The sequence below is a fragment of the Sphingomonas glacialis genome (assembly GCF_006439055.1).
GTDB classification, from domain to species: domain Bacteria; phylum Pseudomonadota; class Alphaproteobacteria; order Sphingomonadales; family Sphingomonadaceae; genus Sphingomonas; species Sphingomonas glacialis_A.
Genome location: NZ_RCZC01000002.1, coordinates 1,608,275 through 1,631,570 on the forward strand (window position 1 = coordinate 1,608,275; position 23,296 = coordinate 1,631,570).

Below are 23,296 nucleotides of genomic sequence, written 5' to 3' on the forward strand. Positions count from 1 at the left end.
GTCAAGGTCTCGGTCCCGACCCCTTACAGGTCGAGCTTGCCCTTCAGCTCGTCGATCCGCTTCGACGCATCGGCCTTGCTGAGATCCGGGCTCGGCGGCTCGACATGCGCTTCTTCGCTCAGCGTCGTCAGATAGGATTCCTGTGCGCCGGTCATCGGGTCACCGCCCGAAACCCACTGCGCGGGGTCCTTTTCGGTGTTCGAACCGGGATGCTCGTCGAGTTTTGGATTGTGCGGGGTGTCGGCCATGGGATACTCGCATGTTGCTGGTATGTTCTGAACCGCTGAAGCGCCGCCCGGTTCCATGCCGCGGCGCGAGGCTTCGACACGGCGTGCCAGACTTGCTAAGGCGAGCCCGATGAATACGCCGACCCCCACGCCGATCACGATCGCGCTCAAGCGCCTGCCGCACGGCGAAGGCCTGCCCCTGCCCGCTTATGCGACCGAAGGCGCCGCCGGGCTCGACGTCGTCGCCGCCGAGGCGCTGACGCTCGCGCCGGGCGCCCGTGCCGCGGTCGCGACGGGCTTTGCGATCGCGATCCCACATGGCTTCGAGGTGCAGGTGCGCCCGCGCTCGGGGCTCGCGCTCAAGCACGGCGTCACCTGCCTCAACACCCCCGGTACGATCGACAGCGACTATCGCGGCGAAGTGAAGGTGATCCTCGCCAATCTCGGCCAGGCGCCGTTCGAGATCGCGCGTGGCGACCGGATTGCCCAACTCGTTCCGGCCCCGGTTCAACGCGCGACGCTCGACGAGGTCGCCACGCTCGACGATACCGGGCGCGGAACCGGGGGCTTTGGATCGACCGGACGATGATACTTTTCCTGCTGCTCCAGGCCGCCGAGATCCCGGCGGTCCCCGTCGATTGGGCGGCGCTCGCGCCGCTCCCCTATGTCGCCGCGCCGCAACTCACGCCGCAGCTGACCAGCTTCGTCGCGGGCGAGATCACCGCCAATCGCTGCCCGATCGCCAAGCCCGCCGACGGCCATTATGTCGTCAAGGTCGATGTCGCGACGCTGGTCGGCACCGATGGCCTCGTCCGCCGCACCGTTCCGCACGCGATCAACTGCCCGACGGTCGAGCAATATGCCGCGGGCCTCGTCGCCGGCTTTGCGCGTAGCAACCTCGCGCTGCGCGCAGGGAGCGGCGACAATTGGTATCGCGCCACGATCGTGTTCGACTGGCGCGGATGACGCTCTCCGACGCCGAGCTCGAGCGCTATGCGCGCCATATCGTGCTGCGCGAGGTTGGCGGCGCGGGACAGCTTGCGCTGAAGGCAGCGAGCGTCGCTTTGGTCGGCGCGGGCGGGATCGGCAGCCCGGCGATCCAGTATCTCGCCGCCGCCGGTGTCGGACGGATCGTGCTGATCGACGACGATACGGTCGACCTGTCCAATCTCCAGCGCCAGACGGTGTTCGACGAGGCCGATCTCGGCGCATCGAAGGTCGGCGCAGCGGCCAACGCGGCGCGCGGGATCAATCCGCATGTCGTGATCGACCAGCATGCCGTGCGGCTCACGCCCGCCAATGCCGCCGATCTGCTCGGCGGCGTGTCTGTGGTGCTCGACGGCAGTGATTCGTTCGCGACCAGGCTTGCGGTGTCCGATGCCGCGCAAGCGCTGCGTATTCCCCTGGTGTCGGCCTCGGTCGGGCAGTTCGAGGGCCAGCTCGGCGTGTACCGCGGCTGGGAGCAGGACAAGCCCTGCTACCGCTGCTTCGTCGGCGATGCGCGCGACCGCGCCGGCGACAGTTGCTCCGAGCAGGGCGTGCTCGGCGCGATGGCGGGCGTCATGGGCAGCCTCGCAGCCCTCGAAGCCCTGCGCGCGATCGTGGGTTTCGGCGAGGACAGCGCGGGCAAGCTGCTGCTCGTCGACGCGCTCGCCTTCCGCTTCCGCACGATCGCTTTGCCAAAGGATCCCGGCTGCCCGGGCTGCGGTTAGCAGCACCTTAAGGGTGACCCGCTAGGACAGGCCCATGAAACGCGCGCGCATCCTCGTCATCTTCGGCACCCGGCCCGAAGCGATCAAGCTCTTCCCGGTCGTCGCCGCGCTCAAGGCGGTGCCGGGGCTCGACGTGCGCACCTGCGTCACCGCGCAGCATCGCGGGCTGCTCGACCAGGTGCTCGCGATCGCCGGGCTTACCCCCGATGTGGACCTCGATCTGATGGAGCCGGGCCAGTCGCTCGACCGCCTCACCGCGCGATTGCTGACCGGCCTGGGCGACGTGATGGACGCCGAGCAGCCCGACCGCGTGATCGTCCAGGGCGACACCGCGACAGCGATGGTCGGTGCGCTCGCAGCCTATTACCGCAAGGTGCCGGTCAGCCATGTCGAGGCGGGTTTGCGCTCGGGCGACATCTACCAGCCCTGGCCCGAGGAAGTGAACCGCCGGATCGTCGCGCCGATCGCCGACCAGCATTTCGCACCGACCGACACCGCCGCCGACGCACTGCGCCGCGAGAATATCGATCCGGCGATGATCCACGTCACCGGCAACACCGTGATCGACGCGCTCCACGCGACCGAGGCGAAGCTCGCCGCCGATCCGTCGCTCGCGGCCGGGCTAGACGATATCGCCACTCGTTTCGCGGGCAAGAAGATCGTGCTCGTCACGACCCACCGCCGCGAGAATTTCGGCGGCGGGATGGACAATATAGCGCACGCGGTCGGGCAGATCGCGGCGCGTGACGATGTCGCGATTCTCTTCCCGATGCACCCCAACCCGAACGTCGTCGAGGCGATGAACCGCGTGCTGGGGGATCGCCCCAATATCGCGCGGATCGACCCGCTCGATTACCCGCATTTCATCCGCGCGCTCGGCCTGTGCCACATCGCGCTGACCGATTCGGGGGGCGTGCAAGAAGAAGCGCCCGCACTTGCCAAGCCCGTGCTGGTGATGCGCGAGACGACCGAGCGCCCCGAAGGCGTCGTCGCCGGCACCGCCAAGCTGATCGGCACCGACCCGCAGCGGATCGTCGCCGAGGTCAGCACGCTGCTCGAAGACCCCGCCGCGTATGCCGCGATGGCGCGCGCGCACAATCCGTTCGGCGACGGGCACGCCAGCGCGCGGATTGCCACGATCGTCGCAAACGGCTTTGGTGTGCCCACGACGTGAGCGCGCCCTTAGCGTTTTCGAAATATCAACGCTCCTCGCGCATTAGCCGGAGCGTGAGCAAGTAAAGGCGCAGAATCGATGATGTCGCACGCTGACCTGAAGGTCGTTGTCGTTGGCCTGGGCTATATCGGCCTGCCGACCGCGGCGGTGATCGCGCGGACGGGCGCGAGCGTGCTCGGCATCGATGTCTCGGCGCATGTCGTCGAGACGGTCAATTCGGGCAAGGTGCATATCGAGGAGGTCGATCTCGACGGTCTCGTCTCGGGCGTCGTCGCGCGCGGTGCTTTGCGCGCCTCGACGCAGATCGAACCCGCCGATGTGTTCGTCATCGCCGTGCCGACGCCCTTCGCCGACGATCATGCGCCCAATATCGGCTATGTCCTCAACGCCGCGACGACGATCGCGACCGTGCTCAAGGCCGGCGACGTCGTGGTGCTCGAATCAACGTCGCCGGTCGGCACGACCGAGAAGGTGCGCGATCTGCTCGCGCAGCTCCGCCCCGATCTTAAGGTGCCGGGCAAGAGCAATGGCGACAGCCCCGACGTGGCGATCGCCTATTGCCCCGAACGCGTCCTGCCTGGCCGGATCCTCGTCGAACTGATCGACAATGACCGTGTGATCGGCGGGATCACGCCACGCTGCGCACGCAAGGCGCTGCAATTCTACCGCCGCTTCGTGCGTGGTGCCTGCGTCACCACGACGAGCCGCGCGGCGGAAATGACCAAGCTCACCGAGAATGCGTTCCGCGACGTCAACATCGCCTTCGCCAACGAACTCAGCCGTGTCGCCGATACGATGGATGTCGATGTGTGGGAGGTGATCCGCCTCGCCAACCGCCATCCGCGCGTCAACATCCTGTCGCCTGGCCCCGGCGTCGGCGGGCATTGCATCGCGGTCGACCCGTGGTTCCTGGTCCATGCCGACCCCGCCAACACGCCGCTGATCCGCACCGCACGCGAAGTGAACGACGCCAAGATCGACTATGTCGTCGAGCGCGCCGAGGCGATGGTCGCGGCCAATCCGGGCGAGCGCGTCGCGTGCCTCGGGCTCGCCTTCAAGGCCAATATCGACGATTTCCGCGAGAGCCCGGCGTTGAAGGTCGCGCTCGCACTGGCGGCGCGCTTCGGCGACAGGCTGCGCATCGTCGAGCCCTATACCGATACGCTCCCGCCGAGCTTCGACGGCAGCGGCGCGACGCTGATCGACATCGACAGCGCGATCGAGACCTGCGGGATCATGATCGTCCTGGTCGATCACGATGTCTTCAAATCGGTGCCGGTCGACGAGCGTGCCGACAAGCTCGTCTATGACACTCGCGGGATCTGGCCCGACCAGCCCCGCGCGCCGACACGCGGCGCACCGTTGCGACTCGCGAGCTGAGCGGCGCGTGGCGGCCGCCCGCACGTTTGCTCCGGGTCCGGTCGCCAGGAAAGGTTTCACGAGTGTCATCGGCTAGCCCCCTCCCGCGCGCCTCCCCGCCCAGCGGACCGCCCGAGTCGCGCGCCTATGCGATCGGCGATGTGCATGGCCGGCTCGACCTGCTCGACGCGTTGCTCGAACAGATCGCCGACGATCGCCGGCACCAGCCCTGCCCGCGCGAATTTCTCGTCTTCCTCGGCGATATGATCGATCGCGGCCCCGATTCGAAGGGCGTCGTGGAGCGGTTGCGCGGGCTCGACGATCCGACGCTCCATCCGGTCTTTCTGATGGGCAATCACGAGGAAATGCTGGTGCGTGCGCTCGGCACGCAACCGCAACGGCTGCGCGATTGGCTGACGTTCGGCGGCGCCGAATATGTCGAGAGCTACGGCGTCGATCCGGCGCGCGTTGCCGAGCTCGACCCCGCCAGCGCCGCAGCGGTGATCCGCGCGGCGATTCCGCGCGGCGATCTCGCCTTTATCGATGGGTTCGCCGACAGTTTCCGCTTCGGCGACTATCTCTTCGTCCATGCCGGCATCCGCCCCGGCGTCGCGCTCGACCAGCAGCGCACCGGCGACCTGCGCTGGATCCGCGAGGATTTCCTTGGCAGCCAGGTCGATCACCCGCTGTTCGTGATCCACGGCCATACGATCAGCGACGGCCCCGACGAGTGCGCGAATCGCATCGGCATCGATACCGGCGCCTATGCCAGCAACGTGCTGACCGCGCTGTGCATCGAAGGTACCCGCCGCCGCTATCTCGCGACGGCGGCCTGAACGACACGCGTTAACGCAGCAGGTCCACCGCGAACGCGCGCACCGTATCGCCGATATCCGCCCGCGCGACCGCGACCGCGAGATTGGCGGTGACATATCCGGCTTTGTCGCCGCAATCGTAGCGCTTGCCGTCGAAGGTCAGGCCGTGGAACGGCTGGTCGCCGATCATCCGCGCCATCGCGTCGGTCAGCTGGATCTCGCCACCCGCGCCCTTGCCCTGATTCTCGAGCACGCGCATCACCTCGGGCTGGAGGATGTAGCGGCCGATCACCGAGAGGTTCGACGGCGCGGTCCCCTTGGCGGGCTTTTCGACCAGCCCCTTCACTTCGGTCAGCCGCCCGTCGCGCGTGCCGGGCGTGATGACGCCGTACATGTGCGTCTGGTCCTCGGGCACTTCCTGTGCGCAGATGAGATTGCCGCCGACCTGCCTGTAGGCATCGACCATCTGCTTGAGGCAGCCGGGCTCGCCGAGCATGAAATCGTCGGCGAGCAGCACGGCGAACGGCTCGTCGCCGACGATATCGCGCGCGCACCACACCGCATGGCCAAGCCCCATCGGCTCCTGCTGGCGAACATAGGCGACCGCGCCCGGCGCAAGCCGCGTATGGTCGAGCACGCCGAGCGACTTGCCGCGCGCTTCCATCGTCGCCTCGAGCTCATAGGCGATGTCGAAATGATCCTCGATCGCCGACTTGCCGCGACCGGTAACGAAGATCATCTGCTCGATCCCCGCCTCGATCGCCTCGTCGACGGCATATTGGATCAACGGCCGATCGACGATCGGCAGCATCTCCTTGGGCATCGCCTTGGTTGCCGGAAGGAAGCGCGTGCCCAACCCGCCAACGGGGAAGACGGCCTTACGCAGGGGCTTGATCGACATCAGCGTCCTTCGATTTCAAGAGAAACTGGGCGCGTCATACCCGGCGCCATCCCGCATGGAAAGCGGCGACGCGCGGTGCGCAAAGGGTGGGCTTATGGCGCCGCCGGAGCGGATGCCGCGGCCTGTTGCTGCATCTGCTGGAATTGCGCGCCCGAAATGAAATCGAGCAGTTCGATATCGAACACCAGCACCGATCCGGCGGGGATCGGCCCGGTCGCCTGATCGCCATAGCCGAGGCTCGGCTTGATCCAGACGCGGTATTTCGCGCCCTTCGGCATCGCCTTCAAGGCTTCGCTAAAGCCCGGAACGACCCCCGAAACGGGCATCGGCGTCGGGCGGGCGCTCTGGTCGAAGGTCGTGCCATTGGTCAGCTTGCCGACATAATTGACCAGCGTGACATCGGCATCGGTCGGCTTGGCGGGGCCGGTGCCCGGCGTCAGCACGCGATATTGCAGCCCCGACGGTGTCGTCACCACGCCGCGCTGCTTGGCGTTGGTGGCGAGGAACGCGTCGGTTGCGCTGAGCGGCGGTACGGTCGCCAGGCGCTTGGTGCTGGCGGCGCGATGCACCACCTTGCGCGGCGCGGCGTGGGTTGCCGCCGCGGGCAACAGGATAGCGCCGATCAGACCAGCGATAGCGAACGTCCGCATCTCAGCGACCGGTCGGCGGTCCGCCCGCACCCGGGGGCATGCCACCGCCCGCACCCTGCTGCTGCATCATCTGTTGCTGCTGCTGGATCTGGCGATAGGTGCTCATCGGGATGAATTCGAGCATCTCGACGTCGAACGCGAGCGTCGAATTGGCCGGAATGCCGGGGGGCGACTTGTCGGCATAAGCGAGGCTCGGCTTGAGCCAGATGCGATACTTCGCACCCTTGCGCATCAGCTTGAGCGCTTCGCTGAACCCCGGCACGACGCCCGCGACGGGCATCGGGGTCGGCTGCTGCGACTTGTCGAACACCGTACCGTCGAGCAGGCGCCCCTCATAATTGACGAGCGCGACATCGTCGTCGGTCGGCGACGCGCCGGCGCCTGCGCTGAGCACCTGATATTGCAAGCCTGACGGCGTCGTCATCACCCCGGCCGCGCGGGCATTGCGCGCCAGGAAGCTGGTCGACGGATCGAGCGGCGTCTGGAACGCCAGCGCGATCGCGCCGATCACCAGCACGGCGATGCCGATCCACAGATACACCAAGATACCCCGCTTCACGGGCTTTAGCGGGACAGCGGTGATCGACATGGTGGCTCCCGGGCGGGGGTCGAAGGTCTTGTACGGGCTTCAGGCAGGCGCAGCGGACGCTTAGGTCCGCTTCATCGTCTTACCGTGCGCCGTCGCGTTCCATGCGCTTGCGCTCGAGCTTGCGCGCGCGGCGGACGGCAGCAGCGCGCTCACGCGCGCGCTTCTCGCTCGGCTTTTCGTAATGCCGGCGCAGCTTCATCTCGCGATAGACGCCCTCGCGCTGCAGCTTCTTCTTGAGCGCGCGCAGCGCCTGGTCGACATTGTTGTCGCGTACGATGATTTGCATAAAACCGAACAGCTCCGAATCGATAGAAAAGCGCCGCCGCAAACCCACGGCCCGCGTCGCAAGGTGGGCGCCCTACACGGGAGGACCCCAAGTTTCAAGCGATCCGTCACCTTTTACGTGACTTTGGGCTCGCCCGGTCTGTAAGCGAGCGGGATGACCGCCACACAGCTTATGCTCTATAACAGCCTCACGCGCAGCCTAGAACGCTTCGTTCCGATCGATCCCGCGCTGGTGCGAGTCTACACCTGCGGGCCGACGGTCTACAATTACCAGCATATCGGCAACATGCGCGCCTTCCTGTTCGCCGATACGCTCGGGCGCGTGCTGCGCTGGAAGGGCTATCCGACCAAGCACGTCATCAACATCACCGATGTCGGTCACCTTACTTCGGACGCCGATGCCGGCGACGACAAGATGGAAAAGGCCGCCGCGGCGCAGGCCAAGTCGATCTGGGAGATCGCGGCGCATTATACCAAGGCGTTCAAGGACGACATCGCGCGGCTCAACATCGATCCGCCGGCGGAGTGGACCGTCGCAACCGAGCACATCCCGCAGATGATCGCCTTTGCGCAAGCCATCGAGAAGGATTGCTACCTGATCGAGGGCGGCCTCTATTTCGACACGACGCGCGTGCCCGATTACGGCAGCCTGGCGCGCGCAACGTCTGATGAGGGCGAAAGCCGGATCGACCCGGTCTCGGGCAAGCGCCATCCGCAGGACTTCGCGATCTGGCGGCGCTCGCCGCCGGGCGAGCAGCGCCAGATGGAATGGGATTCGCCGTGGGGCAAGGGCGCGCCGGGCTGGCATCTCGAATGCTCGGTGATGAGCCGCCAGCATCTCGGCCATCCCTTCGACATCCACACCGGCGGGATCGACCACCGCGAGATCCACCACCCCAACGAAATCGCGCAGAACCAGTCGTTCTGCGGCTGCGACGACAGCGGCGCCCGCATCTGGATGCACAACAATTTCCTGGTCGACCGCGGCGCGAAGATGTCGAAATCGACCGGCGACTTCCTGCGTCTGCAGACATTGGTCGATGCCGGCGTCCATCCGCTCGCCTATCGGCTGATGTGCCTCCAGGCGCAGTATCGCAGCGAATTGGAATTCACCTGGGAGAACCTCGCTGCCGCCTTCACCCGGCTCAAGCGGCTGGTGATCGCGCGCGACGCGTTGCGCGCGCGCGATGATTATGTGCTGAAGGGCGATGCGGAGCCGTACCTCGCGCAGCTCGACGAAGCGGTGAGCGATGATCTCAACACCCCGCGCGGCCTGATCGCGCTCGACGCGCTGCTCGCCGACAAGCGGCTGTCGCCGGCGACGCGGCTGCGCGCACTCGAGAGTTTCGACGCGGTGCTCGGGCTCGAGCTTGTGACCCTGAAACGCGCCGAGCTGCGCCTGCGGCCGACCTCGGCAACGCTCGACGAAAGCGCGATCGACGCGCAGCTCGCCGCGCGCAAGGACGCCCGCGCCGCGAAGGATTTCGCCGCGTCGGACGCGATTCGCGACGCTCTGGCCAGCGCCGGGGTCGAGGTTATGGACGGCGATCCGCTGGGTTGGGATTGGAAACTCGCGCTGTAAAGGCGGCGCAGACCGCACATCTTCCCCGCCTCCGCTTATCGCTGGCGATTGGGCGCGGCTTTCTTTACTGGCGCGCACTTGCCAGGTTCGAACGCACGCTTCGACGGGCTAAGGGCGAACGGGCTGCGATGACCGCGTCCCGTCGCCTCCGCCCCGAGCCTGTTGCAGAGCCTGTACCGCCCAAGGACCGCTGATGACTGACACCCCCACCCAGAAATGCGGCCTCGTCGCGATCCTCGGCGCGCCCAATGCGGGCAAGTCGACGCTGGTCAACGCGCTGGTCGGCCAGAAGGTCGCGATCGTCTCGCCCAAGGCGCAGACGACGCGCGTCCGGCTGATGGGCGTCGCGATCGAGGGCGACACGCAGTTGCTGCTGGTCGATACGCCCGGCATCTTCGAACCCAAGCGCCGGCTCGATCGCGCGATGGTGCAGGCCGCGTGGGGCGGTGCCGAGGGTGCCGACGTGCTGGCGCTGGTGGTCGATGCCAAGGGCGGCCTGGGGTCGAAGGTCACCACCATCGCCGAGGCGATCGCGCATCGGCCCGAGCCGAAATATCTCATCCTCAACAAGGTCGATCTCGCCGACAAGGGCAAGCTGCTGCTCCATGCCGAGAAGCTGACCGCGATGGTGCAGTTCGACGAGGTGTTCTTCGTCAGTGCCTCGACCGGCGATGGCCTGCCCGAACTGAAGGCGCATCTGGCCCAGCGGATGCCAGCCGAGCCGTGGCATTTCCCCGAGGACCAGGTCTCCGACGCGACCGAGCGCAGCCTCGCCTCCGAAGTGACGCGCGAGCAGCTCTACCTGCAACTCCACGCCGAACTGCCCTACGCCTCGACGATCGAGACCGAGCAATATCTCGAGCGCGAGGACGGATCGGTCGAGATCCACCAGCAGATCCTGGTCGAACGCCCGACGCAACGCGCGATCGTGCTCGGCAAGGGCGGCGCGCGGATCAAGGAAATCGGCGCGCGCGCGCGCGCCGAGCTGGCCGGCATCATGGGCCGCCCGGTGCATCTCTATCTGCACGTGAAGGTTCGTCCCGGCTGGGACGACGAACGCGACGTCTATCGCGACATGGGCCTCGACTGGGTCGAGTGATCCCCGCGCACGCGAAAGCCCCGCGCCGCACTTTGCGGCACGGGGCTTTGCACACCAACGTCAGAGCTTAGCGGTAGCGCCAGCCGCCATGGTGGCGATAACGGTTCTGCCAATAGCGGCGACCGTCCCAATAGCCGCGATCGTAGCGGCGTCCGACGATCAGGCGTGGACCGCCGCGATAGGCGGGACCACCGACAAAGGCAGGGCCGCCGCGCATCACGCGGCAATGGCCACCCGGTCCGCGAAACGCGCCACGCCCGCACCCGTCGCGCGCATCGGCGGCGGTGGTGGTGCCGAGCGTCGCGGCCCCGGTGAGGAGGATGGCGGCAAGAAGCTTTTTCATGATACCCTCTCGATATAGCGTTTAGAGCAAGAGCCCGTCGGGCTGACATGACAAACGAGGGGGTCGGCAACCCGTTCCAAAATGGCCATGCCGGGCCTGCCCGCTCATCCCGCCAGGATCGCTTCGACCCACTCGGGCACCAGCGTTCCTGCTGCGCCGAGCCGGGTTTCGTCAAAGAACGCGCTCCCCGCCGATCGCTCGAGATTGAGCTCGAGCGTGCGCGCGCCGGCATGCCGCGCGCCCTGGACGAAGCCCGCCGCGGGATAGACCGCGCCCGACGTGCCGATCGACACGAACAGGTCCGCCGACCCGAGCGCGCGTTCGATCGTGTCCATGCCGTATGGCATCTCGCCGAAGAAGACGATGTCGGGCCGCAGCGCCGCCGCCCCGCACGCCGGGCAGACCGCCCACGGCGGCATCGCGCCCAGCCAGCGTGTCCGCACGTCACACGCCGAGCACAGCGCCGATTGCAGCTCGCCGTGCATGTGCAGCAGGCGCCTGGCCCCTGCCCGCTCGTGCAGGTCATCGACATTCTGCGTCACGATCAGCAATTCGCCGTCCCATTCCGCGTCGAGCCGCGCCAGCGCGCGGTGCGCAGGATTGGGCTCGACGCGTGCCAGCGCCGCGCGTCGCGCGTCATAGAAGCGGTGGACGAGTTCGGGATCGTGCGTGAGCGCCTCGGGCGTACAGACGTCCTCGACGCGGTGCCCCTCCCACAGCCCGCCGGGCCCGCGAAACGTCGCGATGCCGCTTTCGGCCGAAATACCGGCGCCGGTGAGAACGACGATGGCGCGAATGTCCTGCATCCGTCGACCTTAGTCCATCGGACGATCCGCTGCTATTGTCGCCGCGGGCAAACCGCCGCCGCCGCGCAAGACGGGCAACGCGCCGGCACGCGAGGGCCTGAGGCAAATCGCGCATGGCATGTCGCCCGGCCATTGGCTAAGGCGCCCGCGAACCTATCGGAAGGGAATGTGCGTGACCGCGATCGGGATCATTGGCAGCGCTGGGCGCATGGGGCATGCCTTGGCGGCGATCGTCCCCGATCTGGGCGCGACGCTGGCCGGCGGAATCGATGCGGGCGGCGACCCTGCTGGCCTCGCGCACGATTCGGACGTGCTGGTCGATTTCTCCTCGCCCTCGGCGCTCGAGCGTACGCTTGCCGCCGCGCGGCAGACGGGGACGCCGATCCTGATCGGCACGACCGGGCTTGCCACAACGCATCACGCGATGATCGACGCCGCGGCGACCGACATTGCGGTGCTGCAGACCGGCAACGTCTCGCTCGGCGTGACGCTGCTGGCGAAACTAGTGCGCGAGGCGGCCGCCCGGCTCGGGCCCGAATGGGATATCGAGATCGCCGAGTTCCACCACCGCCACAAGGTCGATGCCCCGTCGGGCACCGCCTTGCTGCTCGGCGAGGCGGCGGCGGCGGGCCGCGGCATTCCGCTCGCCGAGGCGCGCGTCGCCGATCGCGCGGGGCTGACCGGCGCGCGCTCGGAAGGGACGATCGGTTTCGCCAGCCTGCGCGGCGGGTCGGTCGCGGGCGATCATCAGGTCGTCTTTGCCGGCGAAGGCGAGCGGATCGAGCTCGGCCACCGCGCCGAGAATCGCGCGATCTTCGCGCGCGGCGCGATCACCGCGGCGCTGTGGCTCGTCGGCAAGCCCGCCGGGCGCTACGGAATGGACGAGGTGCTGGGCGTGTGAAGCGCGCCGACGTCGTCGAATTCTACGCGCGGCTCGCGGCCGACAATCCGCACCCCGAGACCGAGCTCGAGGCGGGCAACCCGTACCAGCTCGTCGTCGCGGTCGCGCTGTCGGCGCAGGCGACCGATGTCGGCGTCAACAAGGCGACGCGGCGGCTGTTCGAAACAGTCAAGACACCGCAGCAGATGCTCGATCTCGGCGAGGACGCGCTCAAACAGCACATCAAGACGATCGGCCTGTTCAACACCAAGGCGAAGAACGTCATCGCGCTCTCGCAGCGGCTGGTTGACGTCTACGGCGGCGAAGTGCCGAACGACCGCGACGCGCTCGAGACGCTGCCCGGGGTCGGGCGCAAGACCGCCAATGTCGTCCTCAACGTCGCGTTCGGCGCCGAGACCTTCGCGGTCGACACGCACATCTTCCGCGTCGGCAATCGCACCGGTCTGGCGCGCGGCAAGACCCCGCTCGCGGTCGAGCTGAAACTCGACAAGGCGACGCCGCAGCCGTTCCGGCTCCATGCGCATCACTGGCTGATCCTGCACGGCCGCTATGTCTGCAAGGCGCGGCGGCCCGAATGCTGGCGCTGCATCGTCGCCGATCTCTGTGCGTTCAAGCCCAAGACGCCGCCGCCCAAGGCCGCGCTGCCCGCCATACTGCCAAAGGAGCCCTGACATGCGCTTGTTGCTCGCCGCCCTCACCCTCGCCGCCTTCGCCGCCCCGAGCGTCGCCCGCGACCGCACTCCCGCAGCGACCCCGGCCGGCGTGCCGCAAAGCTGCATCCCGCTCGCATCGATCCGCGAAACGCGCGTGCGCGACGACCGGACGATCGACTTCATCACGAGCGGCAAACGCGCCTATCGCAACACCTTGCCCTTCGCGTGCCCGAGCCTGGGGTTCGAGGAGCGCTTCAGCTATGCGACGAGTCTCAGCCAGTTGTGTTCGACCGATACGATCACCGTGCTGTACTCGGGCGCTGCGTTGTCGCCCGGCGCGACCTGTGGCCTCGGCCAATTCCAGCCGGTGACGCTCGCGCACAACTAGGGCTGGCGTCGCCGCGCGGGCTTTGCTAGTCGGAGCTTCAGGCACCCGTAGCTCAGCTGGATAGAGCGCTGCCCTCCGAAGGCAGAGGCCACTGGTTCGAATCCAGTCGGGTGCACCAGCTTTGCAATATCCTCAAGATCCTGCGCGCAAGTTCCGCGACCATTCGGCGTGGACGACGCGGCACGTTCGGTACGATGCCGAGATTGGGATATTAACGGGATTTACTGATGCAGCATGGCTGCACGGGGAGCGGAGGACGTACGCTAGTGGCCAATATTGTGCACTAGGTGCCCAAATGCCGAGCGGAGATCGCCCCGCTACAGCAAAGCCGGTAGCGTCTCTTCAGACAGGATCGCTGGCAAGTGCGAGCTTTACGGCATTGAAGATCGCCACGTCGCGTGCGTTTCGGTCATGAATAATCTCGACCAGATCCGAATCGATGGTGGCAGGCTTATCCGCCGTAACATTTGCAAGGCCGATTTCAGCTGGGGGTGATCGGCCGAACAGCTTTGCAAGCGCATCGACCGAGGCGGTAAGCCGGTCGGTAAACCCGACAAAGGCATAGAGATTCACCAGCCTGTCCGCGATCCGATCCGCTGGCTCTCCGCGATACGATTCCAAGAACCGCGCTATGACTTCAGTCTCAGTATTGGTCGTTACGAAGTCCCGAAATGTCGGAAACAGCCGGCGTGTCGCATCCGCACCATTGTGCGTTTTTGATATGCTATAATAATATTCTGATACCAATCTCTCTACCGGATCTCGCAACGTCGTTGCAAAACGCAGACCGGATTCAGACCCAATACTTCGTATTACGTCTCGCTGCGAGAAATGCCCAAGTATCAGATCATATTCGTCTGATATCTTCGCGCTCGCGTCTTCGCGCAACGAGGTCTCGTAATTCCCGATAAACGCATCATATTCAGCAACATAGACCCCGGCGGGTACATGCCACCACTTGAGATCCAGCCGATTTACGACGCTTACCATCGTCGTACCAGCGCATTTCGGAATGTGAATATAGGCTATCGTAGTCATTAAAATTCTATTTATTTAATTTCGGTTGTATAACGAATTTATTGATCTCCCAATCAACCTAAACGCCTAATAATTGAAATGGATCCTATTTTCGCCCGAATATCGAATCGATCGCGGTACCTTGATCATACACGATCCCTATTACCCCGCCAGAAGGATATGGTACTGCTCATCGAGCGAGATCGGGCGCTCAAGCCTTTCTGCAGGGACATCGACTGACGAATTCTACGACGATACAGAAAAGGCAGGGAGCGTGAATCGCCCCCCTCCATCGTCCAGCGCGACCTGCGCAGTTAGCGAGCGGGGGGATTTCGGGAACGGCCAGGCACGATAAGCTCTGCGTTGTTCTCGACGACCCGTCGCTCGCGGTTGCGGAGGTCGGAACGGAGAAGCAAATGCAAGCCTCGGTCTGCCTGACGATCAGGTGGCGGCGGTGTACCGAAGACAAGATTCCGCCCGCGCGAAGCTACGCACCGGCGGTTTCCAAAATCAAAGGCCACCCTGGCGAAGGGCTTGGGGCCTACCCTGCCTTAATAGAAGCGCGGGATCGGCCCCCGCCGCGGCGTCTGGCCGGGCAGATCGACCATGATGCGATCGACGTAGCACCAGCCCCATCCTTCGGGCGGATCATAGCCCTCGATGATCGGATGGCGCGTCGCATGGAAATGCGCGGTGGCGTGGCGGTGCGGCGAATCGTCGCAGCAGCCGACATGGCCGCAGCTGCGGCAAATCCGGAGGTGCAGCCATGCGCTGCCGATCGCGAGACATTCCTCGCATCCCTTGGCGCTCGGCGTGACGGCGTTGACCGTCGCCATATGGTCGCACGTCTGGGACATCAGGCTTGCTTCGGGTCCGCGCTCGGCGGCGCGAGGCTTTGGAGCACGGTGGGGATCAGCTCGGACACGGTCGGATGGATCGGCACTGCCCAGCGCAGCACATCGATCGGCTGATCGGCGTTCATCATGTCGAGGATGCCGTGGATCGCCTCGTCGCCGCCGGTCCCCAGGATCGCGGCGCCGAGGATGCGCTTGGTCTCGGCATCGGCGACGATCTTGATCATCCCCTTGGTCTCGCCTTTCTCCACCGCGCGGCCGACGCGCGTCATCGGGCGGGTGGCGACCAGGATCGGGCGGCCCGACTCCGCTGCCTGCACCTGCGTAACGCCGACGCGACCGAGCGGCGGGTCGATATAGAGCGCATAGCCCGGGATACGCGCGCTGACCTTGCGGTGCTCGCCATCGAGCAGATTAGCGGCAACGATCTCGAAATCGTTATAGGCGGTGTGGGTGAAGGCGCCGCGCCCGTTGCAATCGCCGAGCGCCCAGATGCCGGGGACATTGGTCTGCAACCCGTCGTCGACCGTGATGTGGCCATGCGCGTCGGTCTCCACGCCCGCAGCGTCGAGGCCGAGATCGTCGGTATTCGGGCGCCGCCCGACCGCGAGCAGGACATGGCTGCCGATCACAACCGGCTCGCCGTCATGGCAATCGACCGACACCGCGACACCGTCCGCGTGCGGCGCAAAGCCGATGCAGTTCGCGCCCGCCCGCACCGCAATGCCTTCGTCCTCAAGGATCTGGCGGACTGCGTCGGAGATTTCTGGGTCCTCGCGCGCGATCAGGCGGTCGCCGCGTTCGACCACGGTCACCGCAGCGCCGAAACGGCGGTACATCTGCGCGAATTCGAGCCCGATATAGCTGCCGCCGACGACGACGAGATGCTCAGGCACCTGCGCCAACACGACCATGTCGGTATTGTCGAGATGCGGCACCTCGCTCACGCCCGGCATGTCGGGCACCGCGGCGCGGCCGCCGACATTGAGGAAGATGCGCGGCGCGGTCAGTTCCTCGCCATCGACGTCCACGGTGGTGGGCCCGGTGAGGCGCGCATGGCCGCGCAGGAAGGTCAGCCGCTCCATCTTGGCGAGCCAGCGCTCGTTGCTGCCGCGCGCATCGAGCGTCACCTTGTGCGCGCGTGCCGCGACCGCGGGCATATCGATCGTCACCGCGCCGACCTGCACCCCGAAATCGGCGGCACGCCGGGCGAGATGCGCGGCATAGGCGCTCGCCACCAGCGTCTTGGTCGGCATGCATCCGGTGTTGACGCAGGTCCCGCCGACCAGCTTGCGCTCGATCAGCGCGACGGTCATTCCCGCCGCGGTGAGCCGCCCGGCCAGCGGCGGCCCCGCCTGCCCCGCGCCGATGATGATCGCATCGAACTTGCGGGTCACAGCGCGAACACCACGATTGCGGCCGCGGCAAGCGCGAGCGCATCCTCGACCAGCGCAGCAGGCAGATCGCGCCCGAACGCCACCGCCAGACGGGTGCGCAGCGCCGCGCCACCGAGCGTGCCGACCACGGCACCGATCAGCCCGAGCCCCAGCCCGACCAGCGGCATCCCCGCGCCGACCCCGATCGCCGCGCCCGATACGCCGCCGCTCACCAGCCGCGCGCCGAACGGCCCGGCCAATTTGCGGCTCGGCGTGGTCGGCAAGACATCGCCGACGAACTCGCCGAGCGCGAGCAGCGAGAAGATCCAAGGCGTGAAGCGCCACCCGAAAAAGGCGAGCCAGCTGCCGTCGAGCGCAAGTCCGCGCGTTGCGGCCCAGGCGATCGCGGCGGGCGCGAGCATCGTGCGCGACCCCGCGACGATACCGATCAAGAGCGCGAGCATGATCATCGAGTTGTTCCTTCGAGCGGAGACCTCCGTCCCTCCCATGCGCGCCGCGCGCGGTCAAACGAGTCCTAGCTTTCCTCGATGCGACGCTCGCCCTCGGGGAGCAGCGACAGCTCGCGCCAATCGACCTCTTCCTGCAGGCGGTAATAGCTGTCGTCGCCAAGCGCGTCGTCGGTGCGCAGCGCCTCGAGCCGTTTGCGTTCGGCGGCGATGCCCTTGAGGCCGATCTTGCGATAGCGTTTCTCGTCCGCGGTGCCGAGCATCGAATAGGCATAGCGGAACTGATCGGCCTCACGCCCCTCGACATCGTCGAGCGCGGCAGCGCCCGCCTTCGCCAGATCGCGCCGCGCGTCGGCGAGCTCGGCGTCGGGATCATCGACCGAATCGAGCCCGAGCCAGCGGATCAACGGCGCAAGTGTCATACCCTGGACGATCAGCGTGGCGAGCACGACCGCGAACGCGGTCAGCACGACGACGTCGCGCTGCGGGAAATCCGCGGGCAGCGCAAAGGCCGTTGCCAGCGTGATCAGTCCGCGCATCCCGCACCACGACACGAACACGCCTTGCGCCAGCGTCGGCGGCGAGAGATCCCCGCGCACGGCCGCGAAGCGCGCCGCGAGCAGGTTCCACGCCATCACTACGAAGATCCGCGCGCCGATCACAGCGAGGATCACGACGCCTGCAACCTCGAGCGAATCCCACAGATGCACCGCGTTCATCCGCCCGACGATCAGCCGCGCCTGCATGCCCATCAGCAGGAAAGCGAGCACGTTGAACAGAAACACCACGGTCGCCCACACCGCGAAGCTGTGGACGCGCATCCGCGGCGATCCATCACCGCCAGCGCGTGCGATCGTCATCGCGCAGCCGACTACGGCGAGCACGGGCGAGAGTTCGAGATGCTCGGCGACAATCCACACCGCGAACGCGTTGATGAACTGCAGGATGTTGCCGCCGAGCGTCCCCGCGACGAATTTGCCGAGCCACTGGAAGGCGAACGCGCTGGCGATGCCGAGCACGATCCCGCCCGGCGCGGCAAAAGCGAGCCGCAGCGCGACACCGGTGCTGAACCCGCCATTCGCCTGCACCGCGAGCGCGGCGCCGAACAGCAATAGCGCGGTCGCATCGTTGAACAGGCTTTCGCCCTTGAGCACCGCGATCGTCCGCTTGGGCAGCGAGACCGTGCCGAGCACCGCGGTCGCCGCCGCGGCATCGGGCGGCGCGACGATCGCGCCGAGCGCCACCGCCGCGGCGAGCGGCAGGCCGACGAACGCGACGCCGATCCACGCCACCGTCGCGGTGGTGACGAGGATCGCCCCCACCGCGAGGATCGACAGCGGTCGCCACAGGCGCCGGGCGGCGTGGAGCGGAAAATCGAACGCCGCATCGAGCAGCACTGGCGCGATGAACAGCGCGAGCACGGTGCTGGGATCGATCACGATCGTTGGCGCGCCGGGAATGAACGCCACGATCACCCCGCCCATCGCCAGCATCGCCGGATACGGCAAATTGAGGCGGCGCGACGCCTGGAGCGACACGATCGCCGCGAACAGGAGCGCCAACAGGCTTTCGAAAAAGGTCATCGCGCGAGGCTATCAAGCGGCGACGGCGGTGTCAGGCACAGCGCGGCCGCCAGCCGGCCGGGGTCGGCAGCCGGCTTAATGCAACAGCCCCGCGGCACGCAGCGCACGCGCGATGACCGCCTGTACGCCGTTCGCCGGATCTTCCGCGCGATCGCTGGCCGGGCGCGCGGTTGTGCGGTCCGGGCGAGGCTTGGGTTTCGCGCCGCTGCTCGCGCGGTGCAATCCCCACGACTCGGCGATCGCGCGACTGCTCGAAAGCCCGACATCGAGCATATAGGGGCCGGCCTCGCCAAGTCCTTCGGGGCCGGCTGGATCGATCGGCACGCCGTGGCCCATTCCCGCCACCGTCCATTGCTCGACCGCCGCGCGCCCGGTCGCGTCGCGCCACACGCGCTGCTCCCAGTTCGGGCCGCCCCGCGTCTCGCTCGGCGCGGCGGGCAGGCCATGCACGGCGCGCCACTGGCCGGCGAGCTGATCGGCGTTGAGCGGCACGACGGTCCGATCGGCATCGCCCTGCCAGATCGACACGGCAGGAAGCCGGCGCGGCACCTGCCCCGCGGCGTCGCGCACCGCGTCGGCCGCATCAGTCGCGCTCGCGGCGCCGTGCCCGCGCATCCGGTCGAGCGCCTGCAACATGCCGGTCGCGCCGCCATAAGGCAGCCCGCCGATGATAGCGCCTGCCGCAAACAGATCGGGATAGGTGGCGAGCATCACCGCCGCCATCGCGCCGCCGGCCGAGAGACCGGTGACGAAGACGCGATTGCGGTCGAGCTGGTGCGTCGCGATCATCGTCTCGACCATCTGTGCGATCGACTGCGCCTCGCCCCCCGAGCGCGCGATGTCGCTCCGCTCAAACCAGTTGAAGCACAGGTTCATGTTGTTGGCGCGGCGCTGCTCCGGGTAGAGCAAGGCAAAGCCTTCGCGATCGGCGAGCGCCGACCAGCCGCTGCCCTGATCGTACCCCGCGGCCGTTTGCGTGCAGCCGTGCAGCACGACCACCAGGGGCGCGTGGGGCCGGAGATCGGGGGGAAGGTAGCAATAGGCACCGAGCGCGCCGGGATCGCTGCCGAAATCGGCGAGCGGTGTCAGCCGGCTCGGCATGTCGGGGGTGTTGGTCGGATAGGAATATGCCGCCATGCGGGCGAGCGTGTCTGAGATGCGCCGCATTCCGGGCCTCGTCGATAGTGCCCGCAAACTGCCGGCTGGTTTCTAGAGATAGGGATTATGCTGCAGTGCACAATGAAAAAAGGGCATCGCCTGCTGCGATCACGTCGCGACGCGCCATCGCTAGCCGACCGGATCCGGAGTCCGGCGCAGATTGATCGCATCATATTGCTCGAGCAAAAGCGCGACTTCGCGCACCGTCGTTTCGAGTTCGCGCCGATGGCGCTCGGTCGCGTCGGCGGTCGGGACGCCGTGACGACCGTCATGAATCGAAAAGCCATTCTCGATCAACCAGAGCGCGTCGCTCGCGCGCGAGCGTTCGCGGCGCAAATGCATCGCCCATTGCTCGACCAGGCCGGAGGGAACGAGACGATCGATTTCACCCATAGTCAGCCGTTCGATTGTCTTCGTCCCCCAACAGCGTTTCGCCACCGTGCCGTCGCGGCACGGTGGCGATCTGGCGTTACTTGCCGCGCAGCGTGTTCATCACGGCGAGGCCGAGCACGCCGACCAACGCTGCCGTAGCATAAGGCCGCTCGCGCGCGAAGGTACGGGCCTTGTCGAGCAGCGGACCGGGGTTCGAGACGGCATCGACCGCCGCGCCCGCGACCTGCTTGGCATTGCCGACAACCTGATCGGCGACGCCCGAACCCTGCAGCGACGTATCGCCCGTCAGCTTGCCCGCAGCTTCCTTGACGGTGCCACCGAGATCCTGAGCTTCACCCTTGAACGTCGTGCTGTTCATAATTGACCTTTCCATGCGCTATGCCGGTCTTGGCGCGCGTGCGGCGATAACGAGCATTTGCGGCAGAAGGTCCCGACACAGAGCCGGACACCGGTGGAAAAGCGCCGAACCTTTCCTATTTCGTATCATTGAGAATGGGATACGGACATGGCGAACGGCTGGGCGCAGGACGGCGCGATACAGGATCAGATCGACGATACGGTGGCGGACGCGGTCTCCGCAGCCCGGGCTCAGTTGCTCGCGGGCGAGGCGGCGCACTCTTGCGCGCAGTGCGGCGAGGATATTCCTGAAGCGCGCCGTCAGGCGCTGCCCGGCGCACGCACGTGCATCGCCTGCCAGTCGAAGCGCGATGCCCAGATTCGCAGCGTCGGGATCAACCGGCGCGGCAGCAAGGATAGCCAGCTGCGCTAGCCCCGCAGTCGGAACGGCCGCGCACCGGCGCGCCGTCGCCTGTCTGTCACTTTCCCGAACGATCCGTTGCAGTCGCGCGCGACATTGCCGATAGGGCCGCACCGGGATCGACGAGACAGGGGCAAGATGACGATGAACGGCTTCAGGGCGCTTGCCATGGTGATGGCGCTGTGCGCGATCACCCCTGCCGCCGCGCAACCGCGCCAGCGTACGATCCTCTTCATCGGCAACAGCTTCACCCAAGGCGCGCATTCGCCGGTGCGCAACTGGCACGCCGGCAATGTCGTCGACCTCAACCGCGACGGCTATGGCGGCGTGCCGGCGCTGTTCAAGGAATTCACCGAGGAGGCCGGGCTCAATTACGCCGTCAGCCTCGAGACGCAGGGCGGCAAGACGCTCGCCTTTCATTATGACGAGCGCCGCGCGCTGTTCGAACGCGCGTGGGACGTCGTCGTGCTCCAGGAATTCAGCACGCTCGACAGCGGACGCCCCGGCGACGCCAGCGGCTATCTGCGCAGCGTGCCACGCCTCGCCGGCTTGTTCCGAAGCTACAATCCTGCGGTGCAGATCGAACTGATGGCGACGTGGAGCCGCGCCGATGAGACCTATCGGCCGGGCGGGCATTGGTATGGCCACCCGGTCACCGCGATGGCGCTCGATCTGCGCGGCGCCGCCAACCGCGCGCGCGTCGCGACGCGCGGGCTCGGCGTGCTACCCGTCGGCGAGGCGTGGAACCGCGCGATCCTGACCGGGGTCGCCGACGCCAATCCCTATGACGGTGTGACCTATGGCAAGCTCGATCTGTGGAGCTACGACCAATACCATGCGAGCGTGTACGGCTATTATCTCGAGGCACTGGTCGTGTTCGGCCGCATCACCGGGGTCGATCCGCTGACGCTCGGCAAGGGGGAAAGCGCCGCCGACGAGCTTGGCCTGTCGCCGGCGCAGGCCACCGCGCTGCAACGCGTCGCGCACGACCAGCTCGCCGCAGAGACGCGTCCGCGCCGCTAGCGGACGCCGCTAGGGCCGGACCTCGCCCTGGTCCTCGCCGTTCCAGTAATGCAGCCGTTCGGCATGGACCTTGATCAGCACGAGCCCGGGCGTGTCGACGCCTTGCTCGAACCAGCGCTCGAGATCGGGATTCCAATGCTCGGCGAACATCGCCTTGTCGCGGATCAGCTCGGCCTCGCCCGCCGCCGCGATGAACAAGGGCGGCTTGCCGAGCAGCCCCGAATTGCCGTGGAGCGTCAGCCCGACCTTGGGATTCGCCGCGATCTCGGCCACGGTCTGCGTATCGTCGAGCGCGAAGAAATAGCTGTCGCCATCATAGTCGACATCGGCGTTATTGCTCATCGGGCGCGCGGCGAGCCCGCCATCGGGTGCGACCGTCGTCAGCATCGTGAAGTCGATCTTGCGCATCGCCGCGGAAAGATCCTCGAGGGTCATCGGCACCGGCTGCTCTCCTATTGTGTGAGGGCGACAACCGGCGGTCGCGACGAGGGTTCCGCCAGAGCCTCGAGCGAAACCGGCCAGGCGCCGGGTTCAAGCAATGGTCGCCGCGAGAGCGCCGCGGCGTCGAGATCGCAGATCGGACCCTGGGCAGAGAAACGCACCTCGCCCGGATCCAACGCGCGCAGCCGTTCGCCGACGCCGCCGACCCCGCCTTCGCTGATCACGACATACGCCAGCGCCGAGTCACTGCACCGCATCATGCCATCGACCACGGTGCCGATCACCGCGCCGTCGCGCCCGGTGAGCCGTGCCCCGGTGATGGCACCGATCGAGAACAGGCTGGGCACGCGCGCGGCCTGACTGCGCGACGCGGCCGTGCGGCTGCCATCCTCGTAGCGCGCCTGGCGCCCGAGCCAGCGCCAGATACCGACGAGATTGACCAGGGTGAGGAAGCCGTTGGTCCACAGCAGATTCTGCTGCCCCGTGCCGATCGCAACGCTCGACCAGGCGACCGAACCGATCGTGAATACGATGAACCCCCAGCCCGTCACGCGCGTGCCGAGGTTGGCGGCGGTCATCACAGCCGCGATCATCGTCGCCGCCGGTGCCACCCAGCCAGCCATGTCGCCGAGCGTCGCCATTTCGAAGAGACCTTCTGTCAGAGGTGCTGCGCACCCGTAACGGGCGGGATCAGCAATGTGTCCGGCTGCGACGCTAGAATATCCGGTGACTTGAGCGAGGTT

Annotated in this window: 30 protein-coding genes and 1 tRNA gene; 14 read left to right on the forward strand and 17 right to left on the reverse strand. The window is 66.9% G+C overall.

Going from position 1 to position 23,296, the window contains the following annotated elements; translation table 11 throughout:
- Window positions 1–23: 23 nt before the first annotated feature.
- A complete protein-coding gene (locus tag EAH76_RS11415; protein WP_140850288.1) occupies window positions 24–248 on the reverse strand; it encodes a DUF3072 domain-containing protein in 225 nt (74 codons plus the stop codon).
- 109 nt (window positions 249–357) lie between these two features.
- On the opposite strand from EAH76_RS11415, the gene dut reads away from it, so the two are divergent.
- From dut to EAH76_RS11445, 6 genes are all read left to right on the forward strand, one after another.
- The gene (dut, locus tag EAH76_RS11420; RefSeq protein ID WP_140850289.1) at window positions 358–816 is read left to right on the forward strand and encodes a dUTP diphosphatase; all 459 of its coding nucleotides are present in this window, start codon (window positions 358–360) and stop codon (window positions 814–816) included.
- Window positions 813–1,193 carry a hypothetical protein gene (locus EAH76_RS11425; protein ID WP_140850290.1) on the forward strand — a complete coding sequence of 127 codons (381 nt, stop codon included), beginning with the start codon at window positions 813–815 and terminating at the stop codon, window positions 1,191–1,193. Before dut ends, EAH76_RS11425 begins: the two co-directional genes overlap by 4 nt.
- Entirely contained in the window at window positions 1,190–1,939 is a 750-nt protein-coding gene (locus EAH76_RS11430) for a HesA/MoeB/ThiF family protein (RefSeq protein WP_140850291.1), read from the forward strand. The genes EAH76_RS11425 and EAH76_RS11430 overlap by 4 nt, the downstream gene beginning before the upstream one ends.
- A gap of 34 nt (window positions 1,940–1,973) precedes the next feature.
- Window positions 1,974–3,113, forward strand: coding sequence for a non-hydrolyzing UDP-N-acetylglucosamine 2-epimerase (gene wecB, locus EAH76_RS11435; RefSeq protein WP_140850292.1), 1,140 nt, complete (start codon window positions 1,974–1,976; stop codon window positions 3,111–3,113).
- 78 nt (window positions 3,114–3,191) lie between these two features.
- Window positions 3,192–4,493: a UDP-N-acetyl-D-mannosamine dehydrogenase gene (gene wecC / locus EAH76_RS11440; protein WP_140850293.1), complete on the forward strand. Its 1,302-nt coding sequence runs from the start codon at window positions 3,192–3,194 to the stop codon at window positions 4,491–4,493.
- Window positions 4,494–4,555: 62 nt separating this feature from the next.
- A complete protein-coding gene (locus EAH76_RS11445) occupies window positions 4,556–5,308 on the forward strand; it encodes a metallophosphoesterase family protein (RefSeq protein ID WP_140850294.1) in 753 nt (250 codons plus the stop codon).
- A 10-nt stretch (window positions 5,309–5,318) separates the two neighbouring features.
- On the opposite strand, the gene galU is transcribed toward EAH76_RS11445, so the two are convergent.
- The 4 genes from galU to rpsU form a co-directional block, all read right to left on the reverse strand.
- The gene (gene galU, locus EAH76_RS11450) at window positions 5,319–6,188 is read right to left on the reverse strand and encodes a UTP--glucose-1-phosphate uridylyltransferase GalU (protein WP_140850295.1); all 870 of its coding nucleotides are present in this window, start codon (window positions 6,186–6,188) and stop codon (window positions 5,319–5,321) included.
- Between the two features lie 92 nt (window positions 6,189–6,280).
- Entirely contained in the window at window positions 6,281–6,838 is a 558-nt protein-coding gene (locus EAH76_RS11455) for an FKBP-type peptidyl-prolyl cis-trans isomerase (RefSeq protein ID WP_140850296.1), read from the reverse strand.
- 1 nt (window position 6,839) lies between these two features.
- Window positions 6,840–7,427 carry an FKBP-type peptidyl-prolyl cis-trans isomerase gene (locus tag EAH76_RS11460; RefSeq protein ID WP_140850297.1) on the reverse strand — a complete coding sequence of 196 codons (588 nt, stop codon included), beginning with the start codon at window positions 7,425–7,427 and terminating at the stop codon, window positions 6,840–6,842.
- Window positions 7,428–7,506: 79 nt separating this feature from the next.
- Window positions 7,507–7,713, reverse strand: a complete 207-nt coding sequence (gene rpsU / locus EAH76_RS11465) for a 30S ribosomal protein S21 (RefSeq protein ID WP_010162663.1) — start codon at window positions 7,711–7,713, stop codon at window positions 7,507–7,509.
- Between the two features lie 153 nt (window positions 7,714–7,866).
- Between rpsU and cysS the strand changes: the two genes are divergently transcribed.
- Together cysS and era are read left to right on the forward strand one after the other, a co-directional pair.
- Window positions 7,867–9,294, forward strand: a complete 1,428-nt coding sequence (cysS, locus tag EAH76_RS11470) for a cysteine--tRNA ligase (RefSeq protein WP_140850298.1) — start codon at window positions 7,867–7,869, stop codon at window positions 9,292–9,294.
- Between the two features lie 193 nt (window positions 9,295–9,487).
- The gene (era, locus tag EAH76_RS11475; RefSeq protein WP_140850299.1) at window positions 9,488–10,393 is read left to right on the forward strand and encodes a GTPase Era; all 906 of its coding nucleotides are present in this window, start codon (window positions 9,488–9,490) and stop codon (window positions 10,391–10,393) included.
- Window positions 10,394–10,460: 67 nt separating this feature from the next.
- Here the strand turns inward: era and EAH76_RS11480 are convergent, their stop codons facing one another.
- The gene (locus tag EAH76_RS11480) at window positions 10,461–10,736 is read right to left on the reverse strand and encodes a GCG_CRPN prefix-to-repeats domain-containing protein (protein WP_194150975.1); all 276 of its coding nucleotides are present in this window, start codon (window positions 10,734–10,736) and stop codon (window positions 10,461–10,463) included.
- 104 nt (window positions 10,737–10,840) lie between these two features.
- On the reverse strand, window positions 10,841–11,542 hold the full coding sequence (locus EAH76_RS11485) for an NAD-dependent deacylase (RefSeq protein WP_140850300.1): 702 nt from the start codon (window positions 11,540–11,542) through the stop codon (window positions 10,841–10,843).
- A 172-nt stretch (window positions 11,543–11,714) separates the two neighbouring features.
- On the opposite strand from EAH76_RS11485, the gene dapB reads away from it, so the two are divergent.
- From dapB to EAH76_RS11505, 4 genes are all read left to right on the forward strand, one after another.
- Window positions 11,715–12,443: a 4-hydroxy-tetrahydrodipicolinate reductase gene (gene dapB, locus EAH76_RS11490; RefSeq protein WP_140850479.1), complete on the forward strand. Its 729-nt coding sequence runs from the start codon at window positions 11,715–11,717 to the stop codon at window positions 12,441–12,443.
- Complete coding sequence (gene nth / locus EAH76_RS11495; protein WP_140850301.1) at window positions 12,440–13,114, forward strand: endonuclease III; 675 nt, start codon at window positions 12,440–12,442, stop codon at window positions 13,112–13,114. Before dapB ends, nth begins: the two co-directional genes overlap by 4 nt.
- 1 nt (window position 13,115) lies before the next feature.
- Complete coding sequence (locus EAH76_RS11500) at window positions 13,116–13,484, forward strand: hypothetical protein (RefSeq protein ID WP_140850302.1); 369 nt, start codon at window positions 13,116–13,118, stop codon at window positions 13,482–13,484.
- 41 nt (window positions 13,485–13,525) lie between these two features.
- Window positions 13,526–13,602 (forward strand) — tRNA-Arg (locus EAH76_RS11505).
- 224 nt (window positions 13,603–13,826) lie between these two features.
- Here the strand turns inward: EAH76_RS11505 and EAH76_RS11510 are convergent.
- The 8 genes from EAH76_RS11510 to EAH76_RS11545 all read right to left on the reverse strand — a co-directional run bounded on the left by EAH76_RS11510 (window position 13,827) and on the right by EAH76_RS11545 (window position 20,690).
- The gene (locus tag EAH76_RS11510; RefSeq protein WP_140850303.1) at window positions 13,827–14,522 is read right to left on the reverse strand and encodes a sulfotransferase family 2 domain-containing protein; all 696 of its coding nucleotides are present in this window, start codon (window positions 14,520–14,522) and stop codon (window positions 13,827–13,829) included.
- A 530-nt stretch (window positions 14,523–15,052) separates the two neighbouring features.
- Window positions 15,053–15,358: a UBP-type zinc finger domain-containing protein gene (locus EAH76_RS11515; RefSeq protein ID WP_140850304.1), complete on the reverse strand. Its 306-nt coding sequence runs from the start codon at window positions 15,356–15,358 to the stop codon at window positions 15,053–15,055.
- The gene (locus EAH76_RS11520) at window positions 15,358–16,752 is read right to left on the reverse strand and encodes an FAD-containing oxidoreductase (RefSeq protein WP_140850305.1); all 1,395 of its coding nucleotides are present in this window, start codon (window positions 16,750–16,752) and stop codon (window positions 15,358–15,360) included. The genes EAH76_RS11515 and EAH76_RS11520 overlap by 1 nt, the downstream gene beginning before the upstream one ends.
- The gene (locus tag EAH76_RS11525) at window positions 16,749–17,201 is read right to left on the reverse strand and encodes a DUF4126 domain-containing protein (protein ID WP_140850306.1); all 453 of its coding nucleotides are present in this window, start codon (window positions 17,199–17,201) and stop codon (window positions 16,749–16,751) included. The genes EAH76_RS11520 and EAH76_RS11525 overlap by 4 nt, the downstream gene beginning before the upstream one ends.
- Before the next feature lie 65 nt (window positions 17,202–17,266).
- The gene (locus EAH76_RS11530; protein WP_140850307.1) at window positions 17,267–18,781 is read right to left on the reverse strand and encodes a cation:proton antiporter; all 1,515 of its coding nucleotides are present in this window, start codon (window positions 18,779–18,781) and stop codon (window positions 17,267–17,269) included.
- 75 nt (window positions 18,782–18,856) lie between these two features.
- On the reverse strand, window positions 18,857–19,948 hold the full coding sequence (locus tag EAH76_RS11535) for an extracellular catalytic domain type 1 short-chain-length polyhydroxyalkanoate depolymerase (protein WP_140850308.1): 1,092 nt from the start codon (window positions 19,946–19,948) through the stop codon (window positions 18,857–18,859).
- Between the two features lie 120 nt (window positions 19,949–20,068).
- Window positions 20,069–20,332: a hypothetical protein gene (locus tag EAH76_RS11540; RefSeq protein WP_140850309.1), complete on the reverse strand. Its 264-nt coding sequence runs from the start codon at window positions 20,330–20,332 to the stop codon at window positions 20,069–20,071.
- A 76-nt stretch (window positions 20,333–20,408) separates the two neighbouring features.
- The gene (locus EAH76_RS11545) at window positions 20,409–20,690 is read right to left on the reverse strand and encodes a CsbD family protein (protein ID WP_140850310.1); all 282 of its coding nucleotides are present in this window, start codon (window positions 20,688–20,690) and stop codon (window positions 20,409–20,411) included.
- Window positions 20,691–20,837: 147 nt separating this feature from the next.
- Here EAH76_RS11545 and EAH76_RS11550 point away from each other — a divergent pair, with 147 nt between their 5' ends.
- On the forward strand, window positions 20,838–21,101 hold the full coding sequence (locus tag EAH76_RS11550) for a DksA/TraR family C4-type zinc finger protein (RefSeq protein WP_140850311.1): 264 nt from the start codon (window positions 20,838–20,840) through the stop codon (window positions 21,099–21,101).
- Window positions 21,102–21,227: 126 nt separating this feature from the next.
- Complete coding sequence (locus EAH76_RS11555; protein WP_140850312.1) at window positions 21,228–22,112, forward strand: DUF4886 domain-containing protein; 885 nt, start codon at window positions 21,228–21,230, stop codon at window positions 22,110–22,112.
- A gap of 9 nt (window positions 22,113–22,121) precedes the next feature.
- On the opposite strand, the gene EAH76_RS11560 is transcribed toward EAH76_RS11555, so the two are convergent.
- Entirely contained in the window at window positions 22,122–22,547 is a 426-nt protein-coding gene (locus EAH76_RS11560) for a pyridoxamine 5'-phosphate oxidase family protein (protein ID WP_140850480.1), read from the reverse strand.
- Window positions 22,548–22,564: 17 nt separating this feature from the next.
- Window positions 22,565–23,194 carry a PRC-barrel domain containing protein gene (locus EAH76_RS11565; RefSeq protein ID WP_140850313.1) on the reverse strand — a complete coding sequence of 210 codons (630 nt, stop codon included), beginning with the start codon at window positions 23,192–23,194 and terminating at the stop codon, window positions 22,565–22,567.
- Window positions 23,195–23,296 lie beyond the last annotated feature (102 nt).